Source organism: Streptomyces sp. NPDC048424 (assembly GCF_040651555.1).
In the GTDB taxonomy this organism is placed as follows: Bacteria; Actinomycetota; Actinomycetes; order Streptomycetales; family Streptomycetaceae; genus Streptomyces.
The window spans coordinates 38,133-49,505 of record NZ_JBEZKE010000032.1 but is presented as its reverse complement, the minus strand read 5'-3'; the positions used below and the strand labels follow the sequence as shown (position 1 = coordinate 49,505).

Sequence of the window (11,373 nt, the reverse complement as noted above, 5' to 3'; positions counted from 1 at the left end):
GCCTCGCACGGACGGTCAGAAGGAAGTGCCGAAGCCGTTGGCGGTGGAGCCGTTGCCGTTGCCGTCGGTGCCGGAGGAGCCCGAGCCGCCGGGGCCGCCCTTGCGGAGGGAGTCCAGGTCGGCCTTGACGGTGTTGACCGGGATGGCGAAGCCGAGGCCGACGCTGCCCGCGGCGGAGCCGCCGGAGGAGGGGGAGTAGATCGCGGAGGGCATCCCCACGATCTCGCCGTTCATGTTGACCAGGGCGCCGCCGGAGTTGCCGGGGTTGAGGGAGGCGTCGGTCTGGAGGGCCTTGTACGAGGTGGTGTCCGAGCCGGTGTCCCCGTTGAACTCGCGGCCGCCGAAGGAGAAGGGCCAGCTGCCGCCGTCCTGCCGGCGGCCCTGCGGGGCCTGCTGCTCGGACTTCGGCACCTTCACCTCGCGGTTCAGCGCCGAGACGATGCCGCTGGTGACGGTGCCGGTCAGGCCGTCGGGGGAGCCGATGGCGACGACCTCGTCGCCGACCTTGACGTTGCCGGAGTCGCCGAGCTTGGCGGGCTTGAGGCTGCTCGCCCCCTGGAGCTTGATGAGGGCCAGGTCCTTGTCGGGGTCGGTGCCGACGATCTTGGCCTTGTACTTCTTGCCGTCGCTCATCGTCACCTGGATCTCGGCGGCGCCGTCCACGACGTGGTTGTTGGTGACGATCTCACCGTCGGCGGTGATGACGATCCCGGAGCCGGTGCCCTGGCCGGACGCGGTGCGGGTGTCGATGCGGACGACCGAGGGGCTGACCTGTTCGGCGACGCCGGAGACGGTGCCCGTGCCGGTGCTCTGCGAGACGTTGGTGCCGTTGACGCCGCCGGAGCCGCCGCCCTGGTGGACCATCAGCTGCTGGACGGCGGCCGCGGTGCCGCCGCCGACCAGGGCCGCGGCGAGCGCGACGGCCGCCAGCAGGGCCACGGGCCGCTTCGCGCGGGGCGCGGGGGCGGCGGCGTGGGCGGGGCCGTCGTGGCGGGCGTCGGGGACGGTCTCGCCGCGGATGACCGGCGGCTGGTGCGCCTCGTGCCAGCCGGGTGCGGCGGGCGGGTACGAGGGCGGCGGCGGGTACGCCCCGGCCGAGGTGTCCTGCGCCAGCCGGTCACGTCCGCGCTGCCAGTCCTCGCCGAACGGGGCGTGCGGAGTGGGGCGGTCCTGGGGGTACTCGCCTTCGCGGCGGAAGCTGTCGGTCATGGCTCTGACTCTGGTCGCCGATGATGAGAGCTTCCTGAGTCTGGCCTGAGAAGCCCGACAGAACCTTGTATGCCCCTTATAAGGCCCGGGACTTCCGCCGCCCGGCGCCCGCCGCTAGCGGCAGCCGCAGGAGCGGCGGATCACCAGGGCCGACGGGAACTGCTTCAGGCGTTCGCGGCGGGAGCCGGCCACGCGCAGGCCGTCGTCCAGGACGAGGTCCACCGCCGCGCGGGCCATCGCCGGGCGGTCCGAGGCGATCGTGGTGAGCGGCGGGTCCGTGAGGGCCGCCTCCTTCACGTCGTCGAAGCCGGCCACGGCCAGTTCCCCGGGCACGTCGATGCGCAGCTCGCGCGCCGCGCGCAGCACACCGATCGCCTGGTCGTCCGTGGCGCAGAAGATGGCGGTCGGGCGGTCGGGCCGGGCCAGGACCTCCAGGGCGACCGTGTACGCGTCGTAGCGGTTGTACGGGGCCTCGATGAGCCGGCCCTCCACCGAGCGGCCGGACTCCTGCATGGCCCGCCGCCAGCCCTCGACGTGGTCGGCGACCGGGTCGCCGACGGACGGGGTGTTCTCGACGCCGCCGATGCAGGCGACGTACTCGTGCCCGTGTTCGAGCAGGTGGCGGGTGGCGAGCTGGGCGCCGCCGATGTCGTCCGTGACGACGGCGACGTCGTCGATCGCCTCCGGGCGCTCGTGCAGCAGCACCACCCGTGCGTCCCAGGCCTCGATCTCGCTGGCGGCCTGCTCGCTCATGCCCTGGCTGACCAGGATCAGGCCGGAGACCCGCATGCCGAGGAAGGCCCGCAGGTAGTGGACCTCGCGCTCGGTGCGGTAGTCGGAGTTGCCGACGAGCACCATCTTCCCGCGCTCGGCGGCGGCCTGCTCGACCGCGTGCGCCATCTCCGCGAAGAACGGCTGGCGCGCATCGGGGACGATCATGCCTATGAGGTCGGTGCGCCGCGACGCCATCGCCTGGGCGACCCGGTCCGGGCGGTAGCCCAGATCCTTGATCGCGGCGAGGACACGCTCGCGCGTGGCCGGGGCGACCGGCCGGGGTCCGTTGTTGATGACGTAGCTCACGACGGCGGTAGACGTACCCGCAAGTCGTGCCACGTCATCCCGCGTCACCTTGGCCACGCGCGGCAGTCTACGCGGGGTGACCTACCTCTGGGCAGGCCGTCCTGCCGAGTGGACGATCGCCGACTCCTCCGCCGATCGGGTGACGGCCGGGGCCGACTGCGCGGACGGCTGCCCGGACGTCTGCGCGGTGGCCTGTGCCGCGGCCTTGGCCGCCGCCTGGGCCGCGGCCTCCGCCGCCGCCCGCTCGACCTTCTCCGGCGTGACGAAGCGGTAGCCGACGTTGCGGACCGTGCCGATCAGCGACTCGTGCTCGGGGCCGAGCTTGGCGCGCAGCCGCCGTACGTGGACGTCCACGGTCCGGGTGCCGCCGAAGTAGTCGTAGCCCCAGACCTCCTGCAGCAGCTGGGCGCGGGTGAAGACCCGGCCCGGGTGCTGCGCGAGGTACTTGAGCAGCTCGAACTCCTTGAAGGTGAGGTCCAGCACCCGCCCCTTGAGCTTGGCGGAGTACGTCGCCTCGTCCACCGAGAGGTCGCCGTTGCGGATCTCCATCGGGGAGTCGTCCGAGCCCAGCTGCTGACGGCCCGTGGCCAGCCGCAGCCGCGCCTCCACCTCGGCCGGGCCGGCGGTGTCGAGGAGGACGTCGTCGATGCCCCAGTCGGCGGTGACGGCCGCGAGGCCGCCCTCGGTGACGACGAGGATCAGCGGACAGCCGGGTCCCGTGGAGCGGAGCAGCTGGCACAGCGACCGCACCTGCGGCAGGTCGCGGCGGCCGTCCACGAGGATGACGTCGGCACCCGGGGTGTCCACGAGGGCCGGGCCCTCGGCCGGGGCCACCCGGACGTTGTGCAGCAGCAGGCCGAGGGCGGGCAGCACCTCGGTGGAAGGCTGCAGTGCGTTGGTGAGCAGCAGGAGAGAGCTCATGACCGACCGCCTGCCCGGGTCGGACGGTGCACGGTTCGCTGGTCCATCACGTCGGTTCCTCCTCGGTCCCGTCGAGGACGTGCGCGGTACTGCTTCGTACGTCTTGCCTGGCGCCCCTGCGGTCCCCGCGCCCTGGGGTCCGCATGGATACCACTGTTCTCGGTTCGTTCAACGCGCTGAAAGCACAAAAGGACCCGGGGGCAACGTTGCCCGGATCCTCTCGCCAAGCAGAATAGCCCACCGGCCCGTGCGCGGCCGAGCACTCTTCGACATCCCCTCTTGTGGGTTCTGCCACGCCCGCGCCCTGCGTATGCCCCGTTTTCACCGGATCGGCGGCCCGCCGGGCGGTGACGCGGGGCCGCCCCGGCGCACACGCGCCGCGTCGGCGCACGCCGGGGCGGACGGCCGGAGGGGCCATCATGGAGGCCGACGGTAGAGAGCCGACGATAGGAGCTGCAGTGGCAACCGGAACCATCCGCTACTGGGCGGCGGCCAAGGCCGCGGCCAAGACGGCGGAGGAGCCGTACTCGGCGCGCACACTGGCCGAGGCGCTCGACGCCGTGCGGGAGCGCCACCCCGGGGAGCTGACCCGGGTCCTGCTGCGCTGCTCCTTCCTCGTGAACGACGAGCCTGTGGGCAAGCGCCCGCACGATGCCGTCCTGCTGACCGAGGGGGGCACCGTCGAGGTGCTCCCCCCGTTCGCGGGTGGGTGAGCGGGAGCCGATGAGCACGCCTGAGGAACACCAGCAGCAGCGGGAACAGCGCGAGCAGCAGGAGCAGGAGGAGCTGCGGCGCCAGTACGCGCAGCAGCAGGACCCGTACGGGACCCAGACCTGGCAGTCCGACACCTGGGACACCAGCCACCAGCCGGTGTACCCGGCGCCGGGCGCGGTGCCGGGGCAGCCGGTGGCGCCCGAGGGCTGGTTCCGCGACGAGGCGCCGGCCGCCCAGCCGCAGCAGCAGGCGCAGCCCCCGGCCCCGGCCGGCGGTGCCGGTGCCGGGGGCTGGCCGGACGCTTCCGTGGCCGGGTCCGCCGATCCCTACGCGGCGTCGTACGAGTACCCGGCGGCCGGCGGGCCCGCGCAGCAGCCCGTGGCTCCGGAGGGCTGGTTCCGGGACGAGGCCCCGGCCCAGGCCCAGACGCCCGCTCCGGCTCCCGTCCAGGACTGGTCCCAGGGCGGCCATGGCGGTCAGGTCGGTCAGGTCGGTCAGGGCGCGGGGATGCCCGCCGCGGCCGCCGAGCAGACCGCCTACCTGCCGCCGTACCCCGGTCCCGCGCAGGAGGCCGCCGAGCAGACGGCCTACCTGCCGCCGTACACCGGCCAGGCGCAGCAGCCCGTGGCTCCGGAGGGCTGGTTCCGGGACGAGGCGCAGGCCCCGGCACCGGCCGCCCAGGACTGGTCCCAGGACGGCCAGGGCGCGGGGATGCCCGCCGCGGCCGCCGAGCAGACCGCCTATCTCCCGCCGTACCCCGGTCCCGCGCAGTCCCAGGCCTCCGTCGAGGAGACCGCGTACCTGGCGCCGGTGCCCGGCCCGGAGCGCATGGACGAGGCCGGGGCCGAGGTCGCCGCCGAGCAGACCGCCTACCTGCCGCCCCAGTCAGCCGCGGCTCCGGACCCGACCCCGGACCCGGCCGAGGACGGCGCCGAAGCGGTGGAGGTCACCGCCTGGTCCCCGCCCACCCTCGCCGGGAACACCCTGCGCGCCGTCGACCCGGCCCAGGCCCGCGCCGAAGGCCGGTCGCCGATCATCGACCCCGGTCCGCAGTCGGCCATACTGACCGCCGCCCTGGGCCTGCTGCTCGCCGTGGCCGCCGCCCTCGGGCAGTACGCCCTGCTCGTGCCGCTGATCGCCCTGCAGGCGCTCACCGCGGCCGGCTGGTTCCGCCTCAACGGGATGTGGCCGGCCCGCCAGGGCATCGCGCTCGCCTTCGCCGGAGCCGTGGTCGCCGACGTGGCCGTGCTCGCGGTGGACCGTACGTACGGCCCCGGCGCGATCGTCGGCACCCTCGGCGCCTGGGTGCTGCTCACCCTGGTCCTCCAGCTGCGCAGCCACGCGGATCCCGACGAGCGGATGTACGGGCTGATGGCCTCGGTGGCCTCGGCCGCCCTCGCCATCATCTGCGCCGGCTACCTGGCGGCCGGTTCCGCCGCCGTCAGCGTCGGCGCGGCCGCCGTGGCGGTCGCCGTCTTCGCCCGTGCGCTGCCGCTGCCCACCGCTCCCTCGGTCGGCGTCTCGCTGGCCGCGGCCGCCGGCGCGGGCATCGCGGTCGGCGGACTGACCTCCGTCGGGGTGGGCGGGGCGCTGATCGGCCTGGTCTGCGGGGCGTGCGCGCTGATCGGGCTGCGCGTGGCGGCGTACGACTACCCGTCGAAGTTCGTGCACATGACGGCCGGTGTCGCGCTGCCGCTCGCGGCGGCCGCTCCCGCCGTGTACCTGATCGGCCGGGTGGTGGGCTGACGTTCCGCTGACGGGCGCACATGGTCCACTAGATCGCTCGTACCGACTAGTAGGGGGAGGGCACGTGCGTGCTCTGCGGATCGTTGTGATCATCGGAGTGGTGCTGGGGGCGATCTTCGCCGGCGTGGACCGATGGGCCGCCGGCTACGTCGAGAACCAGCTGGCCGACAAGATCCAGGCCCGCCAGGGCCTGGCCGGCAGCTCGGAAGTGGAGATCCGCGGATTCCCCTTCCTGACCCAGGCGTTCAGTCACGAGCTGGACCAGGTCGACCTGAAGCTCAGAGGCGTCGAGGTGGTCGCCGAGGGCCGCAAGACGCGGCTCTCGGAGCTCGACGCGAGCTTCCGCAGCGTGAAGCTGAACGGCGACTACAGCGGCGGCACCGCCGAGCGGGCCGAGGGCACCGGGCGCATCACGTACGAGGACCTGACCGCGGCCTCGCAGACCGGTGCGACCCTCACCTACGGCGGGGCGCCCGGCAAGGTGAAGGTCACCGCGGCCGTGGACGTGCTCGGCAAGACCGTGACGCACAGCGTGGTGTCGACGATCTCCCTCGTGGACGCGCCGGACGGAAAGGGCTCCAAGCTCGTCCGGGTGCACGCCGACGAGGTGCCGGGCTCGGGCATACCCGGCGTCGAGAAGCTGATCCGCAAGAAGACCGACTTCGAGCGCAACCTGGAGGTGGGCATGCCGGCCGGGCTCCACCTCTCGGCCCTGACCTCGGACGAGTCCGGTGTGCACCTCACGCTGGGCGGTTCGAACGTGGTGGTGGCCGGATCGTGAGACAGTGCGGTCCGATCCGCAGATGGGCGGGCCGCACGGCGGCTCCCGGGGGCGGCGCGGCGGCCGCCCGGGGAGTTCTTATCCCACTATCCGGACGATCCTGTCTCGGAATATGACACACCGGTGACAGGGCGGCTGATTCGTCCCTACGATCCATGGCTATGAAGCATCAGCAGGCGGACCTCACGAAGCGACGGGCAGTAGACCTGTGTCGCGTCGCCGCCATGCTCTGTCGATCCATGTGACCTGTGAGCGCATCCGCTCCATCAGCCGGACGACGGCCCCAAGGCCCTTCCCGCGTGACCGCACCCGCCTCCTGATCACCTGACGCCTCCCCGCGCAGGGTCCGGAGCGCACCCGTCGGCACGCAGCACGCGTCACCCGCACCACCCCGCCGCACACTGCCCCGGAGGAGAACATCATGAGCCGCAGCGACGTCCTCGTAGACGCCGACTGGGTCGAGGCCCACCTGAACGACGCGAACGTCGTCGTCGTCGAGGTGGACGAGGACACGTCCGCCTACGACAAGAACCACATCAAGAACGCCGTCCGGATCGACTGGAAGCAGGACCTCCAGGACCCGGTCCGCCGTGACTTCGTGGACCAGGAGGGCTTCGAGAAGCTGCTCTCCGCCAAGGGCATCTCCAACGACGACACCGTCGTCCTCTACGGCGGCAACAACAACTGGTTCGCGTCCTACGCCTTCTGGTACTTCAAGCTCTACGGCCACCAGGACGTGAAGCTCCTCGACGGCGGCCGCAAGAAGTGGGAGCTCGACTCGCGCGACCTGGTCGACGGCAAGGACGTCCCGAGCCGCCCGGCCACCGAGTACAAGGCCAAGGCCCAGGACACCTCCATCCGCGCCTTCCGCGACGACGTCGTGGCCGCGATCGGCAACCTGAACCTGGTCGACGTCCGCTCGCCCGACGAGTTCTCGGGCAAGCTGCTCGCCCCGGCGCACCTCCCGCAGGAGCAGTCGCAGCGCCCCGGCCACGTGCCGAGCGCCCGCAACATCCCGTGGTCGAAGAACGCCAACGACGACGGCACCTTCAAGTCCGACGAGGAGCTCAAGGCCCTCTACGAGGCCGAGGGCGTCGACCTGTCGAAGGACACCATCGCCTACTGCCGCATCGGTGAGCGCTCCGCGCTCACGTGGCTCGTGCTGCACCAGATCCTGGGCCAGACGAACGTCAAGAACTACGACGGCTCCTGGACCGAGTACGGCTCGCTCGTCGGCGTGCCGATCGAGCTCGGCGCCAACAAGTAATCCCGGGCACGCGACGCCCCGTAGTACGACCTCTCTAGGACAGGACAGAGAACATGTGTGGAGCACAGATCGGCGGGCCCGACCTCGCGACGCTCAAGCCCGGTGAGACCGCGATCCAGGGCCAGGTGACCAAGGGCGGCGAGCCCATCAGCGGTTACGTGCGGCTGCTGGACGGCGGCGGCGAGTTCACCGCCGAGGTCCCGACCTCGGCGACAGGACAGTTCCGCTTCTACGCCGCGCCCGGCACCTGGACGCTGCGGGCGCTCGTCCCGGGTGCCCAGGCGGACCGTGCCGTCGTGGTCGCCGAGGCCGGCGGTGTGACGGACGTGGCGATCGCGGTCTGAGCACCGCACGTGTGATCGCTCGACAGATCGGCCGGAGGGCCGCACCCCAGGGGGTTGGACGCCACTGGAACGGGGTGCGGCCCTTCGCGCCGTCCGCCTTGTGTTCGCGCCCGCCCGCTCTACGCTGGAGTCATGTACGCCCGGCGCCGGCGCGCCTATTTCCTGCTGATGGGCGGATGCCTGGTCCTCTTCGTCTCCGCCTGGACCTTCGTGCGCCTGCTGTCGGTCGAGGCCGCGGTCGCGCTGTGCGTGGTCGCCATGGTCATCCCGCCGGTGGCCGCGATGATCGCGAACCGGCGCGGCCCGGACGACCGCTGGTGGGACGACCCCTCGGGCGATCCGAAGTCCGACGAGTGGTGGGACGAACTGGACGGAAAGCGGCGTCACGAGGATTGAAACCTCACGAGACGAGAACGTGATCTACGTTCGTACAACTGCTCCCCTCCGGTGCGCGTCAAGGGGTACGCGCGGGTATCCAGCCTGCGCCGCCGGTTTTGTGGGGGACTCCTTTGGAACACGAACAGACCATCCCTGAGCAGCCGAAAGGGGAGGAGAGCGCACCGGAGCCGGACACTTCGACCCCGCGCCGCCGGATGGGTCGCACCACCCTCCTGATCGCGGGCGCGGCCGTACTCGGCGTCCTCGCCGGGACGATCACCGGCTACGCGGTCCAGTACCACCGCGAGCCCACCCCGCTGCCGCCCCTGGCCCAGCAGGACATCGCCGCCCCGAAGCCGCTGGCGGTGAACGACGCGACGAGCACGCGCTCGATCAACGCCAACCGCTGGCACAAGGCGGACGAGGACCTCGTCGCGAAGCTGCTGGAGGCCCCCGCGGGCGCGACCGTCGCTTTCTCGGGCGCCCAGTCCCCGGACGCGTTCGCCGCGGACTTCTTCGCGAACCCTCCCGCGGGGGTCGGCTCCGTCATCCGGCAGAACGTGCGCAGGATCGCCACCGTGCGGTGGTCCGAGGACCTCACGAACTTCGTCGAGATCCGGCTGCTCCAGTTCCAGAACCGGGACGGGGCCGGGAGGTTCCAGTCGGGGGTGCAGGACTACATGCCGACCACGAAGCACGCGGGCAACGCGGGCAGTGAGGTTCCGGGTGTTCCCGCGGACTTCGGCCACCTGTGGATCAATTCCGAGGCGAGTGAGAAGGCCGGTTACCTCCCGGTCCGGCGGGGCACCGCGTTGGTTCGCCGCGGCGACATCGTCATGCACATCACCTACGTGAACAACCGCGGCGAGGTCGACGAGAAGGTCGTCGCCGACCTGGCCAAGCGGCAGATGGAGCGGCTGTGAGCGAGCGGGAGAACGAGACCGGAGCCGTCGCGGACGCCGTGCCGGACGTCGTCGGGGTGGCCGCCGAGGCCGCCCGGGACGCCACCGGGCCCTCGCGCAGGGTGAAGACCAGGGCGGTCAGGCTGGTGGCGGCGGCCGTGGGCGTCGTCGTCCTCGTGGGCGGTGGCCTGTGGGGCTCCGCCGTGCTCGACGATGCCGAGCGGACCGCGCCGACGCGGTACTGGATGGCGGAGGGTGCGCCCACCGGCTCTCCCGCCCCGGTCCCGCCCGTGCCGGCGGCCGAGCTCAAGGCCAAGCTGCTGCCGCTGTCCACGGGCTACTGGCCCGGCCCCGACATCGACGCCGAGGGCAACGACTACTTCGTTTCGGGCGAGCGGGCGGTGCAGGCCTTCAAGGACGACCACTCGGGACTGTCCACCGGTGACCGCGAGGCGCGGGACAGGGCACTGGCGGATCTGAAGCTCAAGGGCCTGGCCGGGCGCAGCTACGCCCGGGGCAACGGCGGCGGAGCGATGGTCTCCGAGATCCAGCTCATGCAGGCGGACCCCAAGGAACTGGGGAAGTTCGCCGAGTTCGCCAAGAAGATCCTCGAACTCACCGCGGTCGACGGTCAGGCGCCCAAGGTGGACGGTTTCCCCGACGCCAAGTGCGCGCGCGGCTCCGCAGTCGACGGCAAGAAGCAGGAGATCGCCACCCTCGAATGTGTGGCCCTCGAGGGAGACGTGCTGGTGACCTACCGGACCTACGGGTGGTCCCCGGGTTTCCACGCGAGCGATGCCGCGGGCCTGTTCAAGGAGCAGCTGAACCACCTCAAGTCCCCCGGGGAGTCCGTGTGAGCGAGCAGACCACCACCGGCAACGAGCCCGGCCGTGAGAACGGGCCCGAGGCCGAGCCCGTGCCCGGGCCCACTGCCGGGCCGGCCCCGCAGACGCCGGAGAGCCCCGAGGCCGCCGCGGTCCCGGAGAGCCCCGAGGCCGCCGCGGCCCCGGAGGGTCCCGAGGCCGCCGCGGCCTCGGACGCCCCCGCCCCGGAGGCCGCGCCGATCGCGCCCAAGGACCGGCGACGCCTGTTCGCCGCACTGCGCTGGACCGCCGCCGTCGCCGTCTTCGCCGTCGTCGGCGCGGGGGTCGCGTACGGGATCACCCAGCCCGAGCGCACCCGCATCCCGGGCCTCTCCACGGCGGACGACGGCCGCTGGACGTTCCCGGCGCTGTCGCAGCCGGCGCTGCCCGCGGGCGCCCCCCTGGCCCAGGGCCCGGACAACAAGGACGAGACGCACTACGCGCAGCTCACCGGCCTGCTCCTGCCCGCTCCCGAGGACGCCAAGGCCGACGACGCGGTCAAGGCGGACAAGGACGGGGCGGTGTCGGCCGACGTCTTCCTGGAGGAGTACGCGCCCGACGTGCGCGAGAAGCTGAAGCAGTCCCTCGAATGGGACGGGCTGCGCCAGATCACCGGCCGGGGCTGGACGATGCCGGACGGCACTCGTACGCATGTCTACCTGCTGCGCTTCCACGCGTCGGGTTTCGTGGACGCCTTCAAGGGCTGTGACACCAACGCACGGCTGAACGGCGTCTCGGCCCTGGAGCTGGACGACGTCTGGACCGGGGTCAAGACCACGCAGAGCGCCATCGTCCCCTTGCGCTTCCCGGGTTCGGGCATGGCCGGCCAGAGCGAGGTCAGCGTGTACCAGGAGGTGAAGCCCGTTCTCGGGGACGAGCAGACCAAGGTCGGGTGCCTCCAGTCGGGTGATGTCCTGGGCATGGTCATCCAGACCCGCAAGGGCGAGGTGGCCCCCGTCCCCTTCCACCAGAGCGTGATCCTGCAGAGCCAGCTGCTGAGCTGACGGCCGGGCCGGCCGCCGGGGCAGACCGGTACGGCCCACCTCACACCGTGCGCCGGTCCCCGGGCCAGTAGGCTTGGGGACCGGCCCCGTACAGCCCCGAAACGATTCCGAGGAGCACCCCGTGCTTGAGGCAGTCTTCACCTCCCTGCTGGTCCTGGTCTGCG

The 11,373-nt window shown here is 72.2% G+C and carries 13 protein-coding genes; 10 read left to right on the top strand and 3 right to left on the bottom strand.

What is annotated here, in order from left to right; genetic code table 11:
• Positions 1–15 precede the first annotated feature (15 nt).
• The 3 genes from AB0D29_RS31930 to AB0D29_RS31920 all read right to left on the bottom strand — a co-directional run bounded on the left by AB0D29_RS31930 (position 16) and on the right by AB0D29_RS31920 (position 3,210).
• Complete coding sequence (locus tag AB0D29_RS31930; RefSeq protein ID WP_362858997.1) at positions 16–1,209, bottom strand: trypsin-like peptidase domain-containing protein; 1,194 nt, start codon at positions 1,207–1,209, stop codon at positions 16–18.
• Between the two features lie 114 nt (positions 1,210–1,323).
• Positions 1,324–2,346: a LacI family DNA-binding transcriptional regulator gene (locus AB0D29_RS31925; RefSeq protein WP_327263186.1), complete on the bottom strand. Its 1,023-nt coding sequence runs from the start codon at positions 2,344–2,346 to the stop codon at positions 1,324–1,326.
• Positions 2,347–2,370: 24 nt separating this feature from the next.
• Positions 2,371–3,210: a response regulator transcription factor gene (locus AB0D29_RS31920; RefSeq protein ID WP_362858995.1), complete on the bottom strand. Its 840-nt coding sequence runs from the start codon at positions 3,208–3,210 to the stop codon at positions 2,371–2,373.
• A 458-nt stretch (positions 3,211–3,668) separates the two neighbouring features.
• Here AB0D29_RS31920 and AB0D29_RS31915 point away from each other — a divergent pair, with 458 nt between their 5' ends.
• The 10 genes from AB0D29_RS31915 (at position 3,669) to AB0D29_RS31870 (ending at position 11,209) form a co-directional block, all read left to right on the top strand.
• Positions 3,669–3,923 carry a MoaD/ThiS family protein gene (locus tag AB0D29_RS31915; protein ID WP_030718384.1) on the top strand — a complete coding sequence of 85 codons (255 nt, stop codon included), beginning with the start codon at positions 3,669–3,671 and terminating at the stop codon, positions 3,921–3,923.
• Between the two features lie 508 nt (positions 3,924–4,431).
• A complete protein-coding gene (locus AB0D29_RS31910; RefSeq protein ID WP_362859046.1) occupies positions 4,432–5,670 on the top strand; it encodes a hypothetical protein in 1,239 nt (412 codons plus the stop codon).
• 64 nt (positions 5,671–5,734) lie between these two features.
• Positions 5,735–6,451 carry a DUF2993 domain-containing protein gene (locus tag AB0D29_RS31905; protein ID WP_362858993.1) on the top strand — a complete coding sequence of 239 codons (717 nt, stop codon included), beginning with the start codon at positions 5,735–5,737 and terminating at the stop codon, positions 6,449–6,451.
• Positions 6,452–6,606: 155 nt separating this feature from the next.
• Positions 6,607–6,696, top strand: coding sequence for an Ms5788A family Cys-rich leader peptide (locus tag AB0D29_RS31900; RefSeq protein ID WP_350875872.1), 90 nt, complete (start codon positions 6,607–6,609; stop codon positions 6,694–6,696).
• A 176-nt stretch (positions 6,697–6,872) separates the two neighbouring features.
• Positions 6,873–7,718, top strand: a complete 846-nt coding sequence (locus AB0D29_RS31895) for a sulfurtransferase (protein ID WP_362858992.1) — start codon at positions 6,873–6,875, stop codon at positions 7,716–7,718.
• Between the two features lie 53 nt (positions 7,719–7,771).
• Positions 7,772–8,062, top strand: a complete 291-nt coding sequence (locus tag AB0D29_RS31890; RefSeq protein ID WP_030718391.1) for a DUF1416 domain-containing protein — start codon at positions 7,772–7,774, stop codon at positions 8,060–8,062.
• A gap of 132 nt (positions 8,063–8,194) precedes the next feature.
• On the top strand, positions 8,195–8,458 hold the full coding sequence (locus AB0D29_RS31885) for a DUF3099 domain-containing protein (RefSeq protein WP_327736129.1): 264 nt from the start codon (positions 8,195–8,197) through the stop codon (positions 8,456–8,458).
• 197 nt (positions 8,459–8,655) lie between these two features.
• Complete coding sequence (locus tag AB0D29_RS31880) at positions 8,656–9,363, top strand: hypothetical protein (protein ID WP_362858990.1); 708 nt, start codon at positions 8,656–8,658, stop codon at positions 9,361–9,363.
• On the top strand, positions 9,360–10,199 hold the full coding sequence (locus tag AB0D29_RS31875) for a hypothetical protein (protein ID WP_362858989.1): 840 nt from the start codon (positions 9,360–9,362) through the stop codon (positions 10,197–10,199). Before AB0D29_RS31880 ends, AB0D29_RS31875 begins: the two co-directional genes overlap by 4 nt.
• The gene (locus tag AB0D29_RS31870) at positions 10,196–11,209 is read left to right on the top strand and encodes a hypothetical protein (protein WP_362858988.1); all 1,014 of its coding nucleotides are present in this window, start codon (positions 10,196–10,198) and stop codon (positions 11,207–11,209) included. Before AB0D29_RS31875 ends, AB0D29_RS31870 begins: the two co-directional genes overlap by 4 nt.
• The last annotated feature ends 164 nt before the right edge of the window (positions 11,210–11,373 follow it).